The sequence below is a fragment of the Janthinobacterium sp. BCJ23 genome (assembly GCF_059617945.1).
In genome coordinates this window covers 109,611-134,253 of sequence record NZ_JCAQAW010000003.1, presented here as the reverse complement: position 1 = coordinate 134,253, position 24,643 = coordinate 109,611, and the positions used below count along the sequence as shown (strand labels likewise).

Annotated in this window: 18 protein-coding genes; 16 read left to right on the top strand and 2 right to left on the bottom strand. The window is 64.1% G+C overall.

The features are described 5' to 3' along the window. Positions 1-48 precede the first annotated feature (48 nt). Positions 49-2,499: a TonB-dependent receptor gene (locus tag AC54AG_RS12170; protein ID WP_496630467.1), complete on the top strand. Its 2,451-nt coding sequence runs from the start codon at positions 49-51 to the stop codon at positions 2,497-2,499. Positions 2,500-2,593: 94 nt separating this feature from the next. On the opposite strand, the gene xseA is transcribed toward AC54AG_RS12170, so the two are convergent. Next, entirely contained in the window at positions 2,594-3,955 is a 1,362-nt protein-coding gene (gene xseA / locus AC54AG_RS12165; protein WP_496630466.1) for an exodeoxyribonuclease VII large subunit, read from the bottom strand. A 1,329-nt stretch (positions 3,956-5,284) separates the two neighbouring features. Here xseA and AC54AG_RS12160 point away from each other — a divergent pair. The 9 genes from AC54AG_RS12160 (at position 5,285) to AC54AG_RS12120 (ending at position 12,702) form a co-directional block, all read left to right on the top strand. After that, positions 5,285-5,890, top strand: a complete 606-nt coding sequence (locus AC54AG_RS12160) for a MotA/TolQ/ExbB proton channel family protein (protein ID WP_034751738.1) — start codon at positions 5,285-5,287, stop codon at positions 5,888-5,890. Further along, the gene (locus tag AC54AG_RS12155) at positions 5,887-6,327 is read left to right on the top strand and encodes an ExbD/TolR family protein (RefSeq protein ID WP_331777409.1); all 441 of its coding nucleotides are present in this window, start codon (positions 5,887-5,889) and stop codon (positions 6,325-6,327) included. The genes AC54AG_RS12160 and AC54AG_RS12155 overlap by 4 nt, the downstream gene beginning before the upstream one ends. Positions 6,328-6,401: 74 nt before the next feature. After that, a complete protein-coding gene (gene lpxK, locus AC54AG_RS12150) occupies positions 6,402-7,457 on the top strand; it encodes a tetraacyldisaccharide 4'-kinase (protein ID WP_496630465.1) in 1,056 nt (351 codons plus the stop codon). Continuing rightward, positions 7,438-7,614, top strand: coding sequence for a Trm112 family protein (locus tag AC54AG_RS12145; protein WP_010395789.1), 177 nt, complete (start codon positions 7,438-7,440; stop codon positions 7,612-7,614). The genes lpxK and AC54AG_RS12145 overlap by 20 nt, the downstream gene beginning before the upstream one ends. Before the next feature lie 2 nt (positions 7,615-7,616). Continuing rightward, positions 7,617-8,372 (top strand): 3-deoxy-manno-octulosonate cytidylyltransferase, encoded by a 756-nt coding sequence (gene kdsB, locus AC54AG_RS12140; protein WP_496630464.1) that lies wholly within the window; start codon positions 7,617-7,619, stop codon positions 8,370-8,372. A 246-nt stretch (positions 8,373-8,618) separates the two neighbouring features. Next, the gene (gene adk, locus AC54AG_RS12135; protein WP_034751729.1) at positions 8,619-9,275 is read left to right on the top strand and encodes an adenylate kinase; all 657 of its coding nucleotides are present in this window, start codon (positions 8,619-8,621) and stop codon (positions 9,273-9,275) included. Positions 9,276-9,454: 179 nt separating this feature from the next. Beyond that, positions 9,455-11,578, top strand: a complete 2,124-nt coding sequence (locus AC54AG_RS12130; RefSeq protein ID WP_496630463.1) for a sodium-translocating pyrophosphatase — start codon at positions 9,455-9,457, stop codon at positions 11,576-11,578. A 177-nt stretch (positions 11,579-11,755) separates the two neighbouring features. Next, on the top strand, positions 11,756-12,187 hold the full coding sequence (locus AC54AG_RS12125) for a hypothetical protein (RefSeq protein ID WP_496630462.1): 432 nt from the start codon (positions 11,756-11,758) through the stop codon (positions 12,185-12,187). Positions 12,188-12,201: 14 nt separating this feature from the next. Further along, positions 12,202-12,702 carry a glycine zipper family protein gene (locus tag AC54AG_RS12120; RefSeq protein ID WP_496630461.1) on the top strand — a complete coding sequence of 167 codons (501 nt, stop codon included), beginning with the start codon at positions 12,202-12,204 and terminating at the stop codon, positions 12,700-12,702. Here AC54AG_RS12120 and AC54AG_RS12115 read toward each other — a convergent pair. Then, positions 12,699-14,768, bottom strand: coding sequence for a TonB-dependent receptor domain-containing protein (locus AC54AG_RS12115; protein ID WP_496630459.1), 2,070 nt, complete (start codon positions 14,766-14,768; stop codon positions 12,699-12,701). The genes AC54AG_RS12120 and AC54AG_RS12115 overlap by 4 nt on opposite strands. A gap of 246 nt (positions 14,769-15,014) precedes the next feature. Here AC54AG_RS12115 and AC54AG_RS12110 point away from each other — a divergent pair, with 246 nt between their 5' ends. From AC54AG_RS12110 to AC54AG_RS12085, 6 genes are all read left to right on the top strand, one after another. Next, positions 15,015-15,437: a hypothetical protein gene (locus AC54AG_RS12110; RefSeq protein WP_496630458.1), complete on the top strand. Its 423-nt coding sequence runs from the start codon at positions 15,015-15,017 to the stop codon at positions 15,435-15,437. Between the two features lie 149 nt (positions 15,438-15,586). Continuing rightward, on the top strand, positions 15,587-16,345 hold the full coding sequence (locus AC54AG_RS12105) for a 3-hydroxyacyl-CoA dehydrogenase (RefSeq protein ID WP_496630456.1): 759 nt from the start codon (positions 15,587-15,589) through the stop codon (positions 16,343-16,345). Positions 16,346-16,417: 72 nt separating this feature from the next. Beyond that, positions 16,418-18,193: a gamma-glutamyltransferase gene (gene ggt, locus AC54AG_RS12100; protein ID WP_496630455.1), complete on the top strand. Its 1,776-nt coding sequence runs from the start codon at positions 16,418-16,420 to the stop codon at positions 18,191-18,193. A gap of 108 nt (positions 18,194-18,301) precedes the next feature. Then, positions 18,302-19,471, top strand: a complete 1,170-nt coding sequence (locus tag AC54AG_RS12095) for a patatin-like phospholipase family protein (protein ID WP_319992520.1) — start codon at positions 18,302-18,304, stop codon at positions 19,469-19,471. 101 nt (positions 19,472-19,572) lie between these two features. Next, positions 19,573-23,754 carry a hybrid sensor histidine kinase/response regulator gene (locus AC54AG_RS12090; protein WP_496630452.1) on the top strand — a complete coding sequence of 1,394 codons (4,182 nt, stop codon included), beginning with the start codon at positions 19,573-19,575 and terminating at the stop codon, positions 23,752-23,754. Between the two features lie 86 nt (positions 23,755-23,840). After that, on the top strand, positions 23,841-24,551 hold the full coding sequence (locus tag AC54AG_RS12085) for a response regulator (protein ID WP_072454465.1): 711 nt from the start codon (positions 23,841-23,843) through the stop codon (positions 24,549-24,551). The last annotated feature ends 92 nt before the right edge of the window (positions 24,552-24,643 follow it).

Below are 24,643 nucleotides of genomic sequence, written 5' to 3'. Positions count from 1 at the left end.
AAGAGCTATGTGATCATCAATCAACCAGCGGTACAGGAGACAACAACAATGCAACAGCTCAAACCCAATACCATCGCCCTCAGCCTGGCGCATGCGACCTTCGCCCAGTTCATCTTGCTGGGCAGCGGCGCCGCCATGGCCCAGGAGGCTGCCGCCACGGACGCGGCAAAACCGGCAGCCGAACAGATGGACCGCATCGTCGTCACGGCCACGCGCCGCAATACCTTCGTGCAGGAGACGCCGCTGGCCGTCACCGCCTTCAACCAGGACACCCTGCAAAACAACCAGGTCAAGGATCTGGCATCGCTGGCCACCATGGTGCCCAGCCTCGTCGTCGAGCAGCATGGCGACTCGGGCGGCGTGCACGTCTACATGCGCGGTGTCGGTTCGGCCAACCACACGGAGCTGGGCGACCCGGCCGTCGCCTTCTATGTCGATGGCGTGTATTCGCCGCGTCCCCAGGGCGCCACGGCGCTGATGTACGACTTGTCGCACGTCGAGGTGGCGCGCGGACCGCAGGGCACGCTGAACGGCCGCAATTCGACTGCCGGTGCTGTCAACCTCGTGTCGGCCGCGCCTAGCACGGCCAAGTTCATGGGTTCGGCCGGCATCACGGTGGGCGACTACCGCCACCTGCAGACGCAGGGCATGATCAATATTCCGTTTTCCGACGACGTGGCGCTGCGCATCGCCGCCATCAAGGATAGCCATGACGGCACGGTGGACTTCCGCCGCGGCTCGAACGTCATGCCGGGCACGGCCAAGTATGGCGCCGGCGACCAGATGGGCGTGCGCGCCTCGCTGCTGTGGAAGTTCACGCCGCAGCTGCGCGGCACCTTCATCGCCGACTACTTCCTCGACCAGGGCGCCGGCAACGTCTACCTGGCGGCCGAACCGAAACGGGGCGAGAAGCTGCGCTCGGCCCTGATCGACACGCCGGGCACCCTGGACCAGTCGATTCTGACCTACAAGGGCAAGCTCAATTACAAGCCGACGGACGCGCTGGACTTCACGTACCTGGGCAGCTGGAGCCGCTACAAGCGCCAGAACAGCAACGACTCCGATGCGGGCCTGTTCCCCGGCTTCAAGTCGGAAAACCGCACAGACTGGGCGCAGTTCGACAGCTATTCGCACGAGCTGCAGGCGCGCTCGGACGACGATGCGCCGTTCCAGTGGGTGGCCGGCCTGTTCCTGTTCAATGAAAAGAATAAGGTGCGCTTCGATATCGACCGCAGCCAGATTTCGCAGGCGGCCGTGCAGCAGGATATCGCCAATGGCGCCGTGATCTTCGTGCAGCCGACCGTGGGCCAGTATGCGTCGTCGATGTCCTTCATCCAGGGCGACCGCCAGCTCAAATCGAAAGCCGTGTTCGGCCAGGTCAGCCAGCAAGTGACGGACCAGATCAAGCTGACGGCCGGCGCGCGCTACACAAAAGACCATAAATTCGACATCGGCGGCAAGAACTGGGCATGCCCGAACTGGCCGGCCAACACCCCGCTGGGCACCACGGTCCTCACTGCCGACCAGCTGCGCCAGCTCGTCACGCCGGGCACGGGCCTGGCCAACACGCACAATATCGGCCCGGGCGGTGCCATCACGGCCGCCACCTGCGGCAATACGCCGGGCGACAATACGGCCGACCTGAAATACGGCCAGGCCACCTGGCTGGGCCGCATCGAGTACAAGCTGCGCCCCGACATCCTGCTGTTCGGTTCCGTGACGACGGGCTTCCATTCGCCGGCCATCGGCGACGGCGGCGCCACCACCAAGCCGGAAAAGCTGACCAGCTATGAAATCGGCTTCAAGTCGGACTTGCTGAACCGCGAACTGACCCTGAACCTCGACGCCTTCCTGATGAAGTACAAGGACAAGCTCGAGTCGCAGGTGGTCAACAGCGTGCTGGCCAACTTCAACGCGGCCGGCGCCACCGTCAAGGGCCTGGAAGCGGAGTGGGTGTGGCGGCCAACGAAGGTCGACCGCCTGACGGGCAACGCCACCTGGCTCAAAGCCGTGTATGACGACTTCATGTCCTGCGACGTCGATGCGGCGCGCGCGAATGGCCAGTCCTGCGGTTCGACGGCGCCACTGGTGAACGTGGGCGGCAGCACCATGAAGCATGCGCCGAAGTTTTCCACGACCGTCCAGTACGAGCATGATTTCAATGTCGCCGGCGGCCAGATCACGCCGCGCGCTTCGGTGCACTATGAAACCATGTCGTACGTGGGGGCGGGGGCGTTCAACGGCGACGTGCCGGGCCATGCCGGCGTCAAGCGCCAGGAAGCCTACACGACCCTGGACCTGAGCCTGCGCTTCCAGCCGGCCAACAAGGCCTACACGGTGGAAGCGTTCGTGCAGAACGCCACGGACAAGGCGGTCAAGCTGGACGTCAATGAAATCTGCACGGACGTGGGCATGCCATGCCAGCCGACGCAGCAGATCTACGGCGCCTTCTACAACGCGCCGCGCACGTTTGGCGCGCGCGTGTCGATGAAGTTCTAAGTCAGGTAGTGTGAAAGAGCAGTTGCGGTAGCAGTCCACTCAGTAGGGAAGGTGTTGGGCCGGGGTTCTTCCCCGGCCTTTTTTATTCCAGCGCTTATTCCAGGCTGGCCTGCACGCTGGCGATGCCGACCTGCGCGCTGCCTTCGGCCAGGCGCACGTTGACGTTCTGGCGCGCCTGCAGCTGCACCGGCGAGCGCACGATATTCCCCTTCTCATCGCGCAGTATCGCGTAGCCGCGCTCCAGGGTGCGCTGGGGATTGAGCAGTTCCAGCTGCGCCGCCAGGCCGTCGAGGCGGTGGCGCCGCTGGCCCAGCTGCTGCGCCATGGCCGCGCCGCTGCGGCGCTGGGCTTCCACCAGCCGCGTGCGCGATGCCGTGACGTCGGGCCGCAGGTTGGCCCAGCGCGAGCGCAGGCGTTCGAGCGCGTACTGCGACTGGTTCACGGGCGCGCGCGCCGCATGCGTCATGGCCGTCGACAGGGCCAGCAGCTGCAAGCGCTGCTGCTGCAGCTGCGCCTTCGGATTGAGCAGGCGGCGGCTGTGGCGGTCCAAGGTTTGCGCCGCATCGTCGAGGCTGCGGCGCATGGCGCGGCGCAGGTCCGTCGCGTCGGCGCGCAGGGAAGCCATCCAGTCGGCGCGCGGCGTGGCCGCCAGTTCGGCCGCCGCCGTCGGCGTGGCCGCGCGCAGGTCGGCCGCGAAGTCGGCGATGGTGAAATCCGTCTCGTGGCCCACGCCGCTGATCACGGGCATGGAGCAATTGGCAATCGCATGCGCGACGGCTTCATCGTTGAACGACCACAAATCCTCGATGCTGCCGCCGCCACGGCACACGAGCAGCACGTCGCACTCGGCCCTTGTCGATGCCGTGCGGATGGCGTGCGCGATCTTTTCCGGCGCCTGCTGTCCCTGCACGGGAGTCGGGTACAGAATGATGTTGACGTGCGGCGCGCGGCGCTTGAGCGCGATCAGCACGTCGCGCAGGGCGGCCGCCTGCGGGCTGGTGACGATGCCGATGCTGCGCGCGAACATGGGGATGGCGCGCTTGCGCTCCTGGTCGAACAGGCCTTGCGCGGCGAGCTTTTCCTTCAGGCGCTGGAATGCTTCGTACAGGGCGCCTACGCCGGCGCGGCGGATGGCTTCCACGTTGATCTGGTAATCGCCGCGCGCGCCGTACAGGGTGACGAGGGCGCGTACTTCGACCTTGTCGCCTTCGCGCGGCGTGAAGCCCGCGTACTGGGCGCGGCCACGGAACATCACGGCGCGGACCTGGGCGCCATCGTCCTTCAAGGTGAAATACCAGTGGCCGGAAGCGGCGCGCGTGAAGTTGGATATCTCGCCGGCGATCCAGGTCAGGGGAAACGAGCGCTCGAGCAGGCGCGCGACGGCCTGGTTCAGGGCGCTGACGGTCAGCACGGGTGGGGCGGCAAAGCCGCTGTCAGTCGGGTTGTCAGTCATCATAAAGCTGGGAGCGGGAAGGGAACTGTCCACATATTATCGGCGAGGTCATGCTTATGTCATATATCGCGCAAAACAACAAGTTCTATTTCTAAGTAATTGATTTCATGACGAATTCCCGTATGCCTGATTTGCGTGCACAGGGAAAAAATCCTTTAATATCAAGTACATCAGTGTAGCCCCTGCCACTTACGCACAAAGTTATCCACAGAAAGTGTGCGGAACTTTTTGCCTTGGACAAACATGGCCGGGCTGGCCTTGTCCGAGCGATAAAAGTGCCTTGCTACATTTTTGCGCACGGAAATAAAGTGCCTATGAATCAAGCGCTTAGTATGCCATGCATGGCCTTGCGCACAATCTTATCCACAAAAAATGTGCAGAACTCTGGCGCGGCACCGGATTTATCCATGGGAAGGCCCATAGCATGGCTTGCCTTAATTTTGCGCAGCATAAAAATAGTCTTACAAATCAAGGGTATAGCATCGTACCGTGCGCCTTGCTCACAATCTTATCCACAGAATGTGTGTAAAACTGCATAAACCGTTTCGTGGTTTGTCCGGGTTTTCCACCGTGTGAGCATGTCGAATTGCTGCCTTATTTTTCAGCAGAGAAAAAAATCCCTTTAGAATCAATGCTCTTGCATGGAGTCAATCGGCTTGCTCACAATCTTATCCACACTTTATGTGTGGAACTGCGCTGGCGGTGGAAAACTGCTGTTTTGAAGTGGAATCGGACCGTGAAAAACACGCTTTTCAGCCAATGCCACATTTTTGTGCATGGCAATAAAAACGATATAAATCAATGTACTTGGCGCGTATCCGTACGCTTGCGCACAATCTTGTCCACAGATTGTGTGCAGAACTTTGAGGGCCTGTCTGGCGCCGGTTGCGCGCTGCCTGCCACTTTTTTACGCATTGATTTAATTTCCTTTAAAATCAATGGCTTGATTACATTCCTCGGCTTTGCGCACAATCTTGTCCACAGTAAATGTGCAGAACTCTTCAAGTGTTAATTTATTGACATTGACTACTGCCGATAAGCTGCTATGCCTGTATTTTGCGCAGCACGATAATCTCCATGTAAATCAATGACTTGTGGGCTGGACTTCATGCTTGCTCACAATCTTATCCACACAAAGTGTGCAAAACTGGGCCGCAGCGGCAGGTGCTCACTGCGCGCTGGGGACAAGTACCATGCAGGCGCCACTTGCCGCCGGCGCGGCAACGCGCTACATTGCGCCATTCCTGCGCGCACGTACAATCGGTCTTCGGCGCTCGGTACAATACAGGCTGTTCGGGCGATTCATCGCCTTCCCTTTACCAGGAGTTTCTTTTGCTCGCTATATTTCAAGCCGCTGGCTGGCCCATCTGGCTGTTGTTGATCGCTTCCATCGTCGCCCTGGCCCTGATCATCGAGCGCCTGCTGTATTTGCGCCGCGCCAAGATACTGCCCCGCAAGCTGTTCGATGAGGTGGTGCAGGTGTATCGCAGCGGCAAGATCACGCCGGATACGGTGGCCAAGCTGGAAAGCAATTCGCCGCTGGGCGTGGTGCTGGCCGCCGCCCTGCGCAACGTCGACGCGCCGCGCGAGGTGATGAAGGAGTCGATCGAAGAGGCGGGCAGCGGCGTGGCCCACACGCTGGAACGTTTCCTGACGACCTTGGGCACGATCGCCACCCTGGCGCCGCTGATGGGTCTGTTCGGCACGGTGGTGGGCATGATCGAAATCTTCGGTTCGCAAAACGCCAGCGGCTCGAATCCCGCACAACTGGCGCACGGTATCTCGGTGGCCCTGTATAACACGGGCTTCGGCCTGGCCATCGCCATGCCGACCCTCGTCTTCTACCGCCACTTCCGCGCCCTCGTCGACAGCTTCGTCATTGACATGGAGCAGCAAGCCGTCAAGTTCGTCGACATCGTCCACAGTGGCCGCAAATGAATTTCCGCAAAGGCAAGGGGCGTGAAGACCCCGAAATCAACCTGATCCCGTTCATCGACGTGCTGCTGGTGATCCTGATCTTCCTCATGGTCAGCACCACCTACAGCAAGTTTACGGAGCTGCAGATCACCTTGCCGACGGCCGACGCCGAGCCGGCGAAGGAGAAGCCGCAGCAGATCGACGTCACCATCGACGCCAAGGGCAACTACACGGTCAACCGCGAGCCCATCTCGTTCCGCGACGTGGCCGGCCTGGCCGATGCCCTGCAGAACGCGGCGAAAGCAGCCAACGGCGGCAAGGCGCCCGCGCAGACGCCCGTGGTCGTGGTCAACGCCGACCAGTTCGCCATGCACCAGATGGTCATCCACGTGATGGAAGCGGCCCGCCTGGCCGGCTATGAAAAGCTGACGTTCGCGGCGCAAGCTGGGGGCAAGTAAGCTTCGACCGTTACCGGCAACAAAATTGGGGTCTGACCCGCCGGGTCAGACCCCAGCCCTTTACTCCTCCCCCCATGCTCACATCCTCCCCCGCCAAGCTTGAAACCACACTGACCCGCGCCTGGCTGACGCGCGGCCCGCTGGCGTGCGCGCTGTGGCCCGTCTCCCTGCTGTTCGGCGCTTTGAGCAGTGTCAGGCGAGGCCTGTACCAGGCAAACCTCCTGACATCCGCGCGACTGCCCGTGCCCGTCGTCGTCGTCGGCAACATTTTTATCGGTGGCACGGGCAAGACGCCGCTGACGATCTGGCTGGTGCAAGCCTTGCGCGACGCGGGCATGCGCCCTGGCGTCATTTCGCGTGGCCATGGCAGCGCCGACCGTTCGCCACGCGCCGTCACCGCTGCTTCCACGCCGCAGCAGGTGGGCGACGAGCCGCTGCTGATCTTCCAGCGCGGCGGCTGTCCCGTGATGGTGGGGCGCGACCGCGCGCAAGCGGGCAGGGCGCTGCTGGCCGCGCACCCGGACGTTGACGTGCTGGTCACCGACGACGGCTTGCAGCATTACGCCTTGCGGCGTGACGTGGAAATCGTGCTGTTCGACGGCCGCGGCGCGGGCAATGGCTGGCTGCTGCCGGCGGGGCCTTTGCGTGAATCGCCGCGCCGCCGGCGCGACGTGACGATGATCAATGCGCCCGAGCTGGCGCCGGATCTGGTGGCCAGGGTCGCGCCGCAGGGCGGGCTGGTGGTGCAGATGCTGCTGGCCGGCGGCGTGGCCGAACGCATGGTGAACCGCAGTGAAAGCGTGGCGCTTGAAACCCTGGCGGCCAGCGGCCAGCGCATCGTGGCGGCGGCCGGCATCGGCAACCCGCAGCGCTTCTTTGCCATGCTGCGCGGCGCCGGATTGGATTTCACGGAACTGCCCTTGCCCGACCATCACGACTTCCTCGACCAGCCATTTGCGGCACTCGACACGGATGTGATCTTGATCACCGAGAAGGATGCAGTAAAATGTGCGCAAATTGAATATCTCAAAGATGACCCGAGACTGTGGGTCGTCCCCGTCAGTGCGCGCATCGATAGCGCGCTGGCCCAACAAATTGTGGAGAAATGTCGTGGACGCTCGACTGCTTGATATCCTGGTCTGCCCTGTTTGCAAGGGTCCGCTTGAACACGATAAGAAGGCGCAGGAACTGATTTGCCGCGCCGACCGCCTCGCCTATCCGATCCGCGATGGCATTCCCATCATGTGGGCGGACGAAGCGCGCACCCTGCAAGACGCAGTGGAATAACGATGGCGTTCATCGTCATCATCCCGGCCCGCCTGGCCTCGACGCGCCTGCCGGGCAAGCCGCTGGCTGACCTGGGCGGCAAACCCATGGTGGTGCGCGTGGCCGAGCAGGCAGCCCTGTCGGGCGCCGCGCGCGTCATCGTCGCCACCGACCACGAATCCATCCGCGCCGCCTGCGCCGCGCATGGCGTGGAAGTGTGCATGACGCGCAGCGACCATCCGTCGGGCACGGACCGCATCGCCGAAGTGGCGCGCACGCTCGAGCTGCCGCTCGATGCCGTCGTCGTCAACCTGCAGGGCGACGAACCGTTGATCGATCCGGCCTTGCTGGCCGCCTGCGCGGCGCAGATCAGCGCCGCCGTCCCCATGGCCACGTGCGCCCATCCGCTGCACGATGTGGCCGATGCGTTCAACCCGAACGTGGTCAAGGTCGTGCTGGACAAGAATGGCCGCGCCTTGTATTTCTCGCGCGCGACGATTCCGTGGCACCGCGACGGCTTCGCGCAGTCGAAAGACAGCCTGCCGACCGGCTATGTGCCGCTGCGCCATATCGGCCTGTATGCCTACAGCAATGCATTCCTGCAAGAGTATCCGCAATTGTCCGCGTCGCCGCTGGAAGCGATCGAGGCGCTCGAGCAGTTGCGCGTGCTGTGGCACGGTGTTGCCATCGCCGTGCATGTCACGGACTCGGCCCCGGCCGCCGGTGTCGACACACCGGAAGATCTTGCCAGGGTACAAGCCCACTATCGCGCCCAGTAAGCGCGTTACCCGCAAAACGGCAGGCGTGCAAATATAATTTTGTGCGCCTGCAGCAAAAACCACATTTTGAAACGTCTGCTTCGCTAATTGCTGGCTTTGATCAATCAGGGCATAGCAATTCGACAGCAAACTGGCGTTCCGGGGATTTTTTGTGGTAAGTTTCGTAGGGAAAGATAGCCATAGCAACATCATCTAAAAATAATTACACATACCACCATCCAAAATCTGTTTTTTAGGAACTTTTCAATGCGTCTGATACTTTTAGGAGCACCCGGTGCCGGCAAGGGCACCCAAGCTAACTTCATCAAAGAAAAATACAATATTCCACAAATCTCCACGGGCGACATGCTGCGCGCGGCGATCAAGGAAGGCACGGAACTGGGCCTGGCAGCGAAAAAAGTCATGGATGCGGGCGGCCTCGTGTCGGACGACATCATGATCGGCCTGGTCAAGAACCGCCTGCAGGAAGCCGATTGCGCCAATGGCTATCTGTTTGACGGCTTCCCGCGCACCATCGCGCAAGCGGACGCCATGAAAGATGCCGGCATCAATGTCGACTATGTGCTGGAAATCGACGTGCCTGACGCTTCGATCATCGAGCGCATGGATGGCCGCCGCAGTCACCCGGGTTCGGGCCGCGTGTACCACGTCAAATTCAATCCGCCAAAAGTCGACGGCGTCGACGACATCACGGGCGAGCCCCTGATCCAGCGCGACGACGACAAGGCGGAAACCGTCAAGAAGCGCCTGGACGTGTACCACAACCAGACCAAGGTTTTGCTCAACTACTACAATGACTGGGCCAAGTCCGGCCTGCCAGGCGCGCCGAAATACCGCCGCATCGCCGGCGTCGGTCCGGTCGAGCAAATCCGCGACAGCGCATTTGCCGCCCTGGCGGAATAAGCAGTGTTTGAAAAGCGGACCTGAGTGTCCGCTTTTTTTGTGCCCGCGCTTCAGGCGGGCGCCGTATCGTTTTCGTGGTTCAGTTTTTTTGCAGGTCGTGTTTTCCTGGCTGCGCGTGCCTACCCGGTGCGGTCTGCAGCTGTTGGCAATGACGTCGGATAAAAACAGAAGGGGACGATATGGCAGCCAGTTTGTGGTTTGCGGTAGCCTGCGGCGTGGTCGCAGTCATTTATGGTTTGGTGTCGCGCAGCTGGATCCTGAGGCAGGATCCCGGCAACGCGCGCATGCAGGAAATCGCGCTGGCCATCCAGCAGGGCGCGGCCGCCTACCTGGCGCGCCAGTACCGCACCATCGCCATCGTCGGCGTGGTGCTCCTGATCGCCATCTATCTGCTGCTTGGCCTGCACACGGCGCTGGGCTTCCTGATCGGCGCCGTGCTGTCGGGCGCCTGCGGCTTCATCGGCATGAATGTCTCCGTGCGGGCCAATGTGCGCACGGCGCAGGCGGCCACCCTGGGCATCAACCAGGCGCTGAACGTGGCTTTCAAGGGCGGGGCGATCACGGGCATGCTGGTCGTCGGACTGGGCTTGCTGGGCGTGACCCTGTTCTACTGGCTGCTGGTGACGACGGGCGCGCCCGGCCTGACCCAGCATGATTTGATCAAGCCGCTGATCGGCCTGGCCTTCGGCGCTTCGCTCATTTCCATCTTCGCGCGGCTGGGCGGCGGCATCTTCACCAAGGGCGCCGACGTGGGTGCGGACCTGGTGGGCAAGGTGGAGGCGGGCATACCCGAAGACGATCCGCGCAACCCGGCCGTCATCGCCGACAACGTGGGCGACAACGTGGGCGACTGCGCCGGCATGGCGGCCGACCTGTTCGAAACCTATGTCGTGACCCTGATCGCCACCATGCTGCTGGGCGCACTGCTGATGGCAGAAGCGAGCAGCACGGCCATCATCTACCCGCTGCTGCTGGGTGCCGTGTCCATCCTCGCTTCCATCGTCGGCTGCTCGATGGTCAAGACCAAGCCGGGTGCGAAGATCATGTCGGCCCTGTACACGGGCTTGTGGTGGGCCGCCGGCCTGTCCCTGGTCGGCTTTGCCGTCGTCACGTGGCTGCTGTGGCCCGACGACGCGATGCGCTACAAGATGCTGGGCGCCACCGTCGTCGGCATCGTGCTCACGGGCCTGATGGTGTACATCACCGAATACTACACGGGCACGGATTTCAAGCCCGTGCGCCACATCGCCGAAGCGTCGACGACGGGCCACGGCACCAACATCATCGCCGGCCTGGGCGTATCGATGAAGTCCACCGCCTATCCGGTGCTGGCCGTCTGCATCGCCATCCTCGTCTCGTATCAATTGGCGGGCCTGTACGGCATCGCCATCGCTGCCACGGCCATGCTGTCGATGGCCGGCATCATCGTCGCGCTCGACGCGTATGGCCCCATCACCGATAACGCGGGCGGCATTGCGGAAATGTCGGGCTTGCCCGACTCCGTGCGCGCCATCACCGACCCCCTGGACGCCGTCGGCAACACGACCAAGGCCGTCACCAAGGGCTATGCCATCGGCTCGGCCGGCCTGGCCGCGCTGGTGCTGTTTGCCGACTACACGCATGCGCTCGAATCCGTGGGCCAGCACATTACCTTCGATTTATCGAACCCCATGGTCATTGTCGGCCTCTTCATCGGCGGCCTGATACCGTATTTGTTCGGCGCGATGGCGATGGAAGCCGTGGGCCGCGCGGCCGGCGCCGTGGTGGTCGAGGTGCGGCGGCAGTTCCGCGACATCAAGGGCATCATGGAAGGCACGGCGCGGCCCGAATACGACAAGGCCGTCGACATGCTGACGGCGTCGGCCATCCGCGAAATGATCGTGCCCTCCTTGCTGCCCGTGGTGGTGCCCATCGTCGTGGGCATGCTGCTGGGGCCAGCGGCTCTGGGCGGCCTCTTGATGGGGACCATCGTCACGGGCCTGTTCGTGGCCATTTCGATGACCACGGGCGGCGGCGCCTGGGACAATGCGAAGAAATATATCGAGGATGGCCACTTCGGCGGCAAGGGTTCCGATGCGCACAAGGCGGCCGTCACGGGCGACACGGTGGGCGACCCGTACAAGGACACGGCCGGTCCGGCCGTGAACCCCCTGATCAAGATCATCAATATCGTCGCCCTGCTGCTGGTGCCGCTGCTGCCGGCCACGGGCTGGCTGGCGGTCAAGGCGCCGGCACCGATCCACGCGCCCGTGCCGCCCATCCTGGCGCCGGCCACACCGGTGCAAAGCTTGCCGGCGCAATAAACCCCACGTCAAACAGCCCCGTTTCCAGGGGCTGTTTTTACGTCGGGCATGTCAAAATTTCCTGATTTCCATATCGTGTACGTATCAAAAGTGAGCAAATGTTACAGCGCCTTGCCTGCGCCAGCCGTCTGCCAATAATGAAGGAGTCACTTCAGGCAGCAGAAGGCAGGAGGCATCATGGACAAGGCAGACAAACGGCGCTGGCTGATGCGGGGGCTGGCCGTGGCGGTGGGGCTGGCGCTGGCCGGCAGCGCCTGGGCCGATCCTGGCAGGCATGGCCGGCACGGTGGACACGGCTTCCACGGCCATCATGGCCACCATGGTCATCACGGACACGGCCATTTCCGTGGCCGCTCGCATGTCGGCGTGTGGCTGGGTTCTAGCTGGGGCTACGGGCCGGGGTGGTACGGCGACCCGTGGTACCGCCATCCGTACGGACGCACGGTCGTGGTACAGCCGCTGCCCGTCGCGCCGCCCGTGTATGTCGAGCAGGGCGGGGTGCCGACGGCGCCGATGTGGTACTACTGCCGTCAGCCGCAAGGCTATTATCCCTATGTGGCAAGTTGCACGCTGCCGTGGCGCGCCGTGGCGCCGGGCAGTGTGCGCTGAAAGCGAGGTGCGACATGAACGGGAAAACAGGCGCAGTGTGCGGGGGCGTGCTGGCGCCCCTTGTGCTGGCGGCATGCACGGTGATGCCGCAAGGGCCATCGGCCATGGTGTTGCCCGGCACGGGCAAGAGTTTCGCGCAATTCCAGGGCGATGACGCCCAGTGCCGCGGGTATGCGCAGGCGCAGCTGGGCGGCAGTTCGGCGCAGCAGGCCGCGGCCGACAGCGGCGTGCGCAGTGCGGCCCTGGGCACCTTGCTCGGTGCGGTGGCCGGCGCCGCCATCGATGGCGGCCATGGCGCCGGCGTGGGTGCCGGCACTGGGCTGGTCTTTGGCGCGCTGGCCGGCACGGGCGCGGCCGACAGTTCGGCGTATGGCATGCAGCGCCGCTATGACTACGCCTACCAGCAATGCATGTACGCGAGCGGCCACAAGGTGCCCGTGGCCGGGCAGATGCTGAGCAGCGTGCCGGCCAATGCCGCCACGCCGCCGCCAAATACGCCGCCGCCCCGCTATTAGAAGCGCGACGTCAGGCCGACGAACATGCGCCGTCCCGGCACGTAATAGTCGACCAGTCCATCGGCCAGCGGGCCTTTCTTGAACAGGTTTTCCACGCCGCCGCGCACGGTCCATTGTGGCGTGACCTTGTACGACACGACCGTGTCGACGATGGTGTAGGCCTTGTTGGCCGCCTGGCCCGCGTCGAGTTCCTTGCCCGTGTACTGGGCCGATACTTCGCCGAACAGCTGGTCGTTGACTTGCCAGCCCAGGGCCGAGTACCACGACAGTTTTGGCGTCGACAGCAGGTTGGCGCCCGTCGTCAGGTTTTTCGCTTCCGCCATGTAGGTCACGTTGTTACGCCAGTTCAGGTTTTTCGTCAGCGGGATGGTGGCCGTCGCTTCCACGCCGCTGGTGCGCGCTTTCTGGATATTCGTCATCTTGGTCCACCACTGCTTCTGGTAAAAGCCCAGCGGCGCGTAGTCGATCTTGTTCTTGAAATCCGTGTGGAAGTACGTCACGCCCACGTCCCAGCCATTCTGTTCCCACGCCACGCCGATTTCGCCGGCCGTGCTCGTTTCTGGCTTCAAGTCCGCATTGCCGGCCATGTAGCAGCCGCCCGTGATGTAGCCCAGGGGTTTCAGGCTGCCGCAACCGCGTCCTCCCGACTGCGTGGCCGCCGCCGGCGAGTTTTCCTTCAGGCTCGGGGCGCGGAAGCCTTGCGACACGCCGCCCTTGATGGTCCAGGCGGGGGCAGGGTGGTACACCAGGTACAGGCGTGGGCTGTAATGGTTGCCGAACTTGCTGTGGTGGTCGAGGCGCAGGCCGGCCGTGGCCGTCAGGTTGTCGCGCAGGAACAGCTGGTCTTCCGCAAACAGGGCCGACGTGGTGCCGGACAGGGTGGCGCCGCTGACGGGGTTGCCCAGGTAGTCGGTGGGGATGGTGCCGATGGTGTCCGTGTTCGTCAGTTCCTGGTGCTTCCACTGGCCGCCCATCACCAGCATCTGCTCGATGCCGCCCCAGCCGACCCGTTTTTCCAGGCTGGCGTCGAGGGTGCTGTCCTTGGATTTGGCCACCGTGCCGACGACTTCGTTGTCGAAATCGTTGTGGTACAGGTTGACCATGGCCTTGCCGAAGTCCCAGCGGCCTTCATAGCCGATGCTGGCGCTCTTGCGTATCAGCTTGCTCGCGCCCCAGGCGCCGAACAGCGGGTAGCCGTCGGCGTCGAGCGTGGTCGAATCCGTCGATTGCTGCTTGCCGTAGCTGGCGTCCAGCGTCAGGTTCTGTTTCTTGTCCAGCGCCCAGCTCAGCTGGCCCGTGACAGTCTGGTTGCGTTCGCCGCCGATGCCGCCCGATTTTCCGATGGCTTTTTCATCGGGATTCTGGCGCGTCTGGCCCACGCCCAGGCGCATGCCGACAGTGTCCGACAGGGGACCTGCCAGGTTCACGCCCAGCTGGTGCGCCGTGCCGCGGCCGCTGTCCTGCGGCTGCGTGTAGTTGGCCGTGGCCGAACCGTTCCACTTGCCCGGTACCTTGCGCGTGATGATGTTGATCACGCCGCCCATGGCGTCCGAGCCGTACAGCGACGACATGGGTCCGCGCACCACTTCGATGCGCTCGATCATGTCGGGCGAGATCCAGTTCAAGTCCTGGCGGCCCAGGTCGGGGCGGTAAGCCGTGTCGGCCGAGCTGCCCACGCGCTTGCCGTCGACGAGGATCAGGGTGTATTTGTCGGGCAGGCCGCGCAGCTTGATCTTCGATTCTTCGCCCACGGGGCTGGTGCCGCCCGTCACTCCGGGGATGCGGCGCAGCAGGGTGTTGAGGTCGTACACGGGCTGGCGTTCGATTTCCTCGCGCGTGATGACGCTGATGCTGGCCGGTGCATCCTTGATGTCGATGGCCGTACCCGACGCGGTGACGACCACCGTGTTCATGGTCGGGTCGGCGGCCACAGTGCCTTCGGCCCAGGCGCTGCTGACGGCCAAGGACAGCAGGCAGGGCAGGATCAGGGTGGTGCAATGGCGGGGACGGGCGGGAGTGGCGACGGGGACTGCGAAGGATGTGAAGGCGGGACTGCGCTTGGTCATGGTGAACTTTCCGGATGTTGTTTTTTCCTGGCTGCCTTCCGGGTGGCTCGGGTATGAATGATTGAAAATGCAATAAACTGCGCTCCCATTCTGCTAATGAGAATAAGAATCGTTCTTATTGTAATGCTATCCTGGCAAGAAGGAAAGTGATGAAAGGAAATAAAACACCGTTGCAGCATATGCATGGCATCTGGCGCCGCGTGTGCCAATAATGAAAGCGGTATGATCGATGCATGGGGAGGTGGCATGAAGACGATGATCAAAACCATACCGGCGCTGGCCTGCGCCCTGCTGCTCGTTGGCGGCCATGCAGGCGCCCAGGAGCAGGCCGTTTCCGATGATTTGCCCGTGTGCCAGCTCGATCCGCGCGACAGCGGCAAGCTGGCCGTCGAACCTTGCCGCCCGGCGCCGCCCGTGCAGCCGCGTCGTTCCGTGCCGCAAGTGATCGGCCGCATGCCGGCGCAGCCCGCGCTTCCCGTCGTGCCCATGGCGCCCCTGCCGCCCAGCCCGGCCGTGCCCATGCCCCGTGCGCCGCAGCCGATCGGCGCCTGCGACACGGGCGGTTGCCGCGATGCGGCCGGCGCGCGCTATAACGGCGCGGGCAACGCGACGCTCGATGCCAACGGGCGCATCTGCCACCGCAATGGGGCGTTCATCCAGTGTTTTTAGTCCTGCCATAGGCTGGTCCTGCAAGTTTTCGCGCGGTGCGCTCAAAAATGGCTACAATTGTCGCCGACATTACGTTTACGTAAACGTAACTATGGCACCATGTAACCATCAGGCGCCGGGAACACGGCGCTTATCACTCAGGAGATTTCATGCAGATTCAAGACAATGTATTCATCATCACGGGCGGCGCATCGGGCCTGGGCGCGGCCACGGCGCGCATGCTGACGGCGGCGGGCGGCAAGGTCGTGCTGGCCGACGTGCAGACGGAAGCGGGCCAGGCGCTGGCCGCGGAACTCGATGGCGTGTTTGTGCAGTGCGACGTGACGTCGGAAGAAGACGGCATGGCCGTGGTGGCGGCCGCTACCAAACTCGGTACCTTGCGTGGCCTCGTCAACTGCGCCGGTGTGGCGCCGGCCGTGAAAACCGTGGGCAAGGATGGCCCGCATCCGCTGGCCCTGTTCCAGAAAGTCGTCAACATCAACCTGGTGGGCACCTTCAATATGTGCCGCCTGGCGGCCGACGCCATGGCCAAGCAGGATGCCACCGCTGAAGGCGAGCGCGGCATCATTATCAACACGGCGTCCGTGGCGGCCTACGATGGCCAGATCGGCCAGGCAGCCTACGCCTCGTCGAAGGCGGCCGTGGTGGGACTGACCTTGCCGATGGCGCGCGACCTGTCGCGCAACGGCATCCGCGTGATGACGGTGGCGCCCGGCATTTTCGAAACGCCAATGCTGCTGGGCATGCCGGCCGAAGTGCAGGATGCGCTGGGCAAGATGGTGCCGTTCCCATCGCGCCTGGGCAAGCCCGGCGAATACGCGCAGCTGGTGAAAGCCATCGTGGAAAACGTCATGCTCAATGGCGAAACGATTCGTCTCGACGGCGCGATCCGCATGCAACCGAAGTAAGCCCTAGACGAGGGTGCAGCGCCGTGGCCGGCATTTGAGGTAGCATACCCGGGTATCTTTACCGGAGTAAGCATGATCACATTGAAGCCGCTGGCGCTGAGCCTGACCTTGCTGGGAGCACTCGCTGCCAGTCCCGTATTTGCCGAGGTGCCGCAAAAGGCGCCGGAAGTCGCCACCGCGTATGCGGAAAAATCGGGTTGGGCGGCGCAGAAATTCATGGTCGCCGCCGCCAATCCGCTGGCTGCCGATGCGGGCTATCAGATGCTGAAAAAGGGCGGCAGCGCCATCGACGCGGCCATCGCCACGCAGCTGGTGCTGACCCTGGTCGAGCCGCAATCGTCGGGTATCGGTGGCGGCGCATTCCTGCTGTACTCCACGGCCAAGGGCGTGCAGGCGTTCGACGGGCGCGAAACGGCGCCGGCCGCCGCCGATGAACACCTGTTCCAGAATCCGGACGGCAGTCCCGTCTCGCGCGCCACGGGCGTGGTGGGCGGGCGTTCCGTGGGTGCGCCGGGCGTGCTGCGCATGCTGGAACTGGCGCACAAGGAACACGGCAAGCTGCCGTGGGCGACCCTGTTCGGCCCCGCCATCAAGCTGGCGCACGGCGGCTTTCCCGTCAGCCAGCGCCTCAACGGCTTGCTGAACTGGGACCAGGCCTTGAAGCGCGATCCTGTCGCCGCCGCGTATTTCTATGACAAAGAGGGCAAGGCCTGGCCCGTCGGCCACGTGCTGAAGAATCCCGAACTGGCGCGCACCCTGCGCGAGATCGCCCGCGGCGGCGCCGACGCTTTTTACAACGGCCGCATCGCGCGCGACATCGCCGCCAAGGTGGCGTCTCACCCGACCAACCCGGGCAAGCTTACGGCGACCGACATCGCCGGCTACAAGGCCAAGGTGCGCGAGCCCGTCTGCAGCGATTACAAGGCCTGGACCGTGTGCGGCATGCCGCCGCCATCGTCGGGCGGCATCGCCATCGCGCAGATGTTGGGCATCCTGGAGGTCAAAGACATCCGGCCGTATGCACCCGTCGACGGCGTGCTCGATGCGCAAGCGATCCACCTGTTCTCGGAAGCGGGGCGCCTGGCCTACGCGGACCGCAACCGCTACGTGGCCGACACGGACTTCGTGCCGCTGCCGGGCAATGGCGTCGCCTCGATGCTCGATAAAACCTACCTTGCCCAGCGCGCCGCGCTGATCGGTGAAAAATCCATGGGCAAGGCCAAACCTGGCACGCCGCCCGGCATGCAGGTGGCGTGGGGCATGGACAACGCCTTGCAGCGCCCGTCGACCTCGCACCTGGTGGCCGTCGACGCTTTTGGCGGCGGCCTGTCGATGACCACCAGCGTGGAAGACGCGTTCGGTTCGCGCCAGATGGTCGACGGCTTTTTGCTCAATAACCAGCTGACGGATTTCTCGTTCGATTCGCGCGATGCGGACGGCCCGATCGCCAACCGGGTCGAAGCGGGCAAGCGGCCGCGCAGCGCCATGTCGCCCACCCTCGTGTTCGAGAAGGGCACGCACAAGCTGGTGCTGGCCACGGGTTCGCCCGGCGGCTCGTCCATCATCAATTATGTGGCCAAGGTGCTGGTCGGCACCATGGACTGGGGCTTGAACGTGCAGCAGGCGATCAGTCTGCCGAACTTCGGCAGCCGCAACGGCCCGACGGAACTGGAAAAGGGCCGTGCGCCGGCAGCGCAAGTCGAGGCGCTGCAGGCGATGGGCCACGAGGTGCGCGTGATCGAGCAGAACTCGGGCTTGCAGGGCATCATGCGCCTGAATGCGCATGGCAGGGATTTCTGGTTTGGGGGGGCTGATCCACGGCGTGAAGGCATGGTCAGGGGGGATTGATTTTTTGATTGTTACTGTTTAGCCCAAAGGCAAAAGCTGGGGTCAGACCCGACGGGTCTGACCCCTAATCTTTTCCACAAAGCATCCAGACCCTGCTAATCTGCCGGCATGGGAATGCAAAATAAAACAGGCTTGATACTCACGGGAGGAGGCGCCCGTGCCGCCTACCAGGTGGGCGTGCTGCAGGCGATTTCAGCAATACTGTGGGAAGCGGGCTGGGCGCCGGCGCGCAACCCGTTCGACATCATCTGCGGCACCTCGGCCGGCGCCATCAACGCCACGGCGCTGGCCTGCCGTGCCGACAATTTTGGCGAAGGCGTGCAAAAGCTGCTCGACGTGTGGCAGCACATCGAAGTCGAGCAAGTGTACCGCGCCGATTCGCTGGGCGTGATCCGCTCGGGCGCGCGCTGGCTGTCCTTGCTGTCGTTCGGCTGGCTGCTGCGCCAGTGGCATGCGTCGCCGCCCAATTCCCTGCTCGACAATACCCCGCTGGTCAGCTTGCTGCACCGCATGCTCGACCTGCCGCGCCTGGACGCGGCCCTGGCCGACGGCTTGCTGCATGCGCTGGCCGTGACGGCATCGTCGTATTCGGGCAGCCGCCATATGACGTTTTACCAGACGGCTGAGGATATCGCGCCGTGGGTGCGCACGCAGCGCCTGGCCCTGCCGGACCAGATCGGCGTGGAGCATTTGCTGGCGTCGGCCGCCATCCCCTTCATCTTCCCCGCCGTGCCCCTGTACGTGGGTGGCCAGCGCGAATACTGCGGCGACGGTTCCATGCGCCAGCTGGCGCCGATCTCGCCGGCCATTCACCTGGGCGCGAACAAGGTGCTGGTGGTGGGCGCCGGGCGCATGACGGAACCGGCGCCCGCCGCGTCCGAAGCGGCGCGCTACCCGAGCCTGGCGCAGATCGCCGGCCACGCGCTCTCGTCGATCTTCCTCGATGGCCTGGCCGTCGACATCGAACGTTTGAACCGCATCAACCTGACCCTGTCGATGCTGCCGCCCGAGTTGCTGGGCAAGACGGCCTTGCGGCCCGTGGAATTGCTGGTCATCGCGCCGTCCGAACGGCTCGACGCCATTGCCAGCCGGCATATCGGCAGTTTGCCGCGTCCCATCCGCACAATGTTGTCGGGCATCGGCGCGGCCGAAGCGCGCGGCGCGGCGCTGGCATCGTATTTATTGTTCGAATCGACGTATACTAACGAGCTGATCCGTCTTGGACAGCGCGATACGCAAGCCCGCAAGGACGATGTACTGGCGTTTTTTGGTTCTTGAGACGGCCCTTGGAGCGGCGTGCGGGTTTTTCGCGTTTTTTTGACAGGACGATTGTGCGGGTATTTCGACGTGTTTGCGATGTTGCCTTACTGTTAATTTTGATGGCGGGCGGATGGGCCGTGGCGGCGCCTGCGCCCACCTTGCGTTTCGACCAGCTCAGCGTCGACCAGGGTCTGGCGCAGGAATCGGTGCTGGCCATCGCCCAGGACCGGCAAGGCTATATGTGGTTCGGCAGCCAGTCTGGCCTGAGCCGTTACGACGGCTACCGCATGGTCGTCTACAAGAATATCGAGGGCGACAAGACCAGCCTGGCCGATAACTGGGTCGGCGAGCTGCACGTCGATAGCCAGGGCCAGCTGTGGGTGGGCACGGACAATGGCCTGGACCGCTTCGACGCCGCCAGCCAGACCTTCATCCATTACGGCCCGGCCGAAAAGAGCAAGCGCGGCAACGGCAACCGGCATATCCACGCCATTCTCGACGATGGCGCGCGCGGCTTCTGGATCGCCACCTCGGACGGCTTGCAGCATTTCGACCCCGCCACGGGCCGCTTCCGCACCTGGCACCATGAAGAGGGCAACCCGCACAGCCTGGGCGACAATGAAATCAAGGCGCTGGCGCTGGATGCGCAGCAGCGCCTGTGGATAGGCACGGTGACGGGCCTGGACATGCTGGCGCCGGGCAGCGAGCGCTTCGAGCATTTCGCCGTCGATGCGGCGCCCGGCTCGAAGTACAACGTGATCCAGTCGCTGCTGATCGACCGCCAGCAGAACCTGTGGATCGGCACCATGGCCGGCGCCGAGCGCTGGCGCCTGGGCGCGGCCGGCCAGCTGCCGCAATCGAGAGTGCGCTTAGGCGAGAAGCATGGCTTCTCCGCCATCCGCGTGGCCAGCCTGTACCAGGATGTCGACGCCACCGTCTGGCTGGGCAGCAATGCCGATGGCCTGTTCCGCTGGCTGCCCGAAAGCGACACCTTCCTGCAATACCGCCACCAGACGGGCGACAAGTTCAGCGTGGCCGACAACCAGCTGTCGTCGTTGTACCGCGACCGCGCCGGCACCTTCTGGGTCGGCTCCTGGTACAACGGCGTGAGCCGGGTCGACCTGGGCAGCGGCGGCTTTTCGCGCATGGCGCGCGCGCCCGGCGACGTGGGCGCGCTGGCGGACAAGAAAGTGCGCGCCGTGGCCGACGCGGGCAATGGCAAGCTGTGGCTGGCCACCAAGGGCGGCCTGAAACTGTACGACACGCGCGACGGCAGCTCGCGCCTGTTCGACCTGCGCAGCGCGCCCGGCATGTCGCGCGACGAGCAGGTCACGACCCTGTACAAGGCGCCGGACGGCGTGCTGTGGGTGGGCGGCTCGACGGGCTTGCACCGCTTCGATCCCGCCTTGGGGCGTTTCTTCACCATGCGCTTTGCCGCCGGCGACCCGAACAGCGACACCATCCGCAATATCGTCAGCGACCGCAGCGGCATGCTGTGGGTCTCGACGCGCGGCGGCGTGCACCGCTTCGACCCCGTCAGCAAGCGTTTTACCACATACCGCCACGACCCGGCCGACCCGAACAGCCTGTCCGACAACATGGTGCGGCCCGTGCTGGAAGACGGCAAGGGGCGGCTGTGGATAGGTTCCTTCCACGGCCTGGACTTGCTGGACCGCGCCAGTGGCCGCTTCCGCCATTTCCGCCACGACCCGCAAAACCCGCAGAGCCTGAGTCACGACGAAGTGCATTTCCTGCACGAGGACAAGCGCGGTGTGCTGTGGGTGGGCACGGCCAATGGCTTGAACCGCATGGACGTCGACGCCAAGGGCGAGATTCGTTTTCGGCGCTTCCTGCGCAAGGACGGCATGGCCGACGATGCCGTCGCCAGCATCCTCGGCGACGACAACGAGCAGCTGTGGCTGAGCACGAATAGCGGCATCACGCGGCTCGACATGCGCAGCGGACTGTTTCGCAACTACGACAGCGCCGACGGCACGGTGGAAGGCTCGTACTTCGATGGCGCGGCCCTGCGCGCGTCGGACGGCACCATGTATTTCGGCGGCTTCAACGGCATGACGGCGTTCATGCCGCAGGATATCCACGACAACCGCGTGCCGCCGCTGGTGGCCGTCACGGAACTGCAGATCTTCAACAAGCCGGTGGCCATCGGCCGCGGCGAGTTCGCGCACGTGCTCAAGACGGCCATCGACCATACGCGCGAGCTGGTGCTGACCAGCCGCGAAAGCGTCTTTTCGCTGGAATTCGCGGCCCTGCATTTCGCCGCGCCCCAGCGCAATATGTTCGCCTACCGGCTCGAAGGCTTCGACCAGGACTGGGTCATGACGGATGCGGGACGGCGCTTTGCCACCTACACCAACCTCGATGCGGGCAACTATGTGTTTCGCGTCAAGGCGGCCAACAAGGACGGCGTGTGGAACGAGAGCGGCACCACCCTGGCCATCACGATCTTGCCGCCGTTCTGGAAAACCTGGTGGTTCCGCACCCTGATGGCGGCGCTGCTGCTGGGCGCCGTGTATGGTGCCTACCGCCAGCGCGTGCGTACGCTGCGGCGCCAGCAGAACGAGCTGGAAAAACTGGTCGGCGAACGCACGGCCGAGTTGCAGAGCAAGGAAATCGAAGTGCTGGCCCAGTCGGAAAAGCTGGCACAGGTGAACAGCAGCCTGACGAAAAACGAGGAAAGCCTGCGCCAGGCCAAGCGCAAGGCCGAGGATGCGACGCGCCAGAAGTCGGAATTTTTGGCCAACATGAGCCACGAGATGCGCACGCCGCTGGCCGGCGTGATCGGCATGTTGGGTTTTGCCCTGCGCGACGAGCAGCTGCACGACGCCACGCGCGAGCAGATCCTGCGCGGCCAGGCCAATGCCCAGTCGCTGCTGGTGATCATCAACGACTTGCTCGATTTTTCCAAGATCGAGGCGGGCAAGCTGAGTATCGAAAACATCGACTTCGCGCTCGGCGCGGCGATCGAGACGGTCGTCACCCTGTTCGAAGAGCAGGCGGCCGCGCGCAGCATCGGTTTCTCCATCGATTTCGCGCCCGACCTGCCGCCCTTCGTCGTGGGCGACCCGACCCGTTTGCGCCAGGTGCTGGTCAACCTGGTCGGCAATGCCTTCAAGTTCACCCAGCGCGGCGGCGTCAGCGTGTGCGTCGAGCGGGCCGGCGTGGCCAGCGGCAGGGGCGGGCGCCGTGTCAACCTGATCCGCTTTACCGTCAGCGACAGCGGCATCGGCATCGATGCCGATGCGATGGCGCGCCTGTTCCAGAAGTTCGAGCAGGCCGACGCCAGCACCACGCGGCGCTATGGCGGCACGGGCCTGGGCCTGGCCATCTGCCGCCAGCTGGTCGAACTGATGGATGGCGAAATCGAAGTGGCCAGTACGCCGGGGCAGGGCAGCACGTTTGCCTTCACCTTGCCGCTGGCCGATGGCGTGGCGCCGCCGCTGGTGCCGCAGGTGGCACTGGCGCCGCACAGCCACCAGCTGCGCGTGCTGTGCGCGGAAGACTTCCCCACCAACCAGATCATCATCCGCGTGATGCTTGAGGAACTGGGACACCGGGTCGACGTGGTCGCCAACGGCGTGCTGGCCGTGGCGGCCTGCGTGCATACGCGCTATGACTTGATCCTGATGGACGGGCGCATGCCGGAGATGGACGGCGCCACGGCGACGCGATTGATCCGCGTGGGCGGCTGGCCGGACCAGCCCGTGCGTGACCAGGAGCTGATGATCGTGGCCCTGACGGCGAACGCCAGCGAGGAAGACCGCAGCCGCTATCTTGGCGTCGGCATGGATGATTTCCTCAGCAAGCCGGTGGACGAGGCGGCGCTGCATGGCTTGCTGGCGCGCGCCATCGAGCGCCAGCTGCAGCGCGGTTTCATGCTGCCGCGCATGCCGTCGAATGCGCCGCGCGGCGCCGCGCGGGGGCAGGCCGAACTCGACGCCCTGTTCGGCATCGCGCCGGCAGTTCCTGTTCCGGCGCCTTCCCAGTCCATCCGCAGCGGCGAGCTGCAACGGCGCATCCGTGTCGCCTTCGTCGCCGACCTGGAAGGGCGCTTGCGCGAACTCGACGAAGCCCTGGCGGCGCAGGACCGCGATAACGCCGGGCGCCTGCTGCACGGCTTGAAGGGCAGCGCCGCCTATCTCGATGAAACGCAGCTGCACATGCTGTGCACGGAAATGGAAGAGGCGGCGGACGGGGGGCGCTGGACGCAGGTGGCCCTGCATTTGCCGCAATTGCGCGCACTGTTGGCGCAAATAGCCGTTTCGGGTCAAGAAATGTAAAATAGGCAATGCCGGCCATCGGGCGCGCGGCGAAACTGGGTAGAATACGGCCAGGCACCTTGACGTTGCCGCCAATGGAGAAAGCAATGAAAGTACTGGTGGTTGACGATGATGTCGTGTCGCGCATGGTATTGATGCATCTGATCGACAGCTGCGGCGTTCACGATATCGTGGAAGCCGAAGATGGCGCGGCGGCGTGGGAGCAGCTCGAAGGCGGCTTGCGTCCCTCGCTGTGCTTCTGCGACTTGCGCATGCCGCGCCTGTCCGGCATGGAGCTGCTGCAGAAAATCCGCTCCGACAGCGCGCTCGACGCCATGCCGCTGGTGCTCGTCTCGTCGGCCAATGACCAGGACACGGTACGCGACGCCGTGCAGGCCGGCGCCGCCGGCTACATCGTCAAGCCCTTCCAGCCGGAGCAGGTGCGCCAGCATATCGACGCCTGCTTCGACGTTTCCGCCTTGCCGGCCGAGGCGCCGCGCGACACCTTGCAGCGGCTGGGCATCGACAGCGAACGCCTGCTGGCCTACTTGACGGGCTTTCAGGGGCAGATCGGCGCCGCCAGCGAACAGGTCGACGCCTTGCTGGCACGCGGCGAACCGGCCCAGGCGCGCCAGCAGCTGGAACGGCTGCACCTTGGTTGCCGCACCCTGGGGCTGCATGGCGCGGAAGCGGGCATGAGCGCGCTGCTGCAATCGGCGGTGCTTGACGGCGGCCAGATGCAAACGGCCCTGGCCGCGCTGGCGCGCAGCGTGGCACAGCAGGCGCGTTTGCTGCAGCAACAGGACAGAGACGACTGAATCTGCTGTTTTTCGCTTGCCGGAAAAATACTTTAGGTTTAAAGTATCTGCTTCCGGGCCTTGTGCACGCGCCCGCTACCCGCCAGGATGAG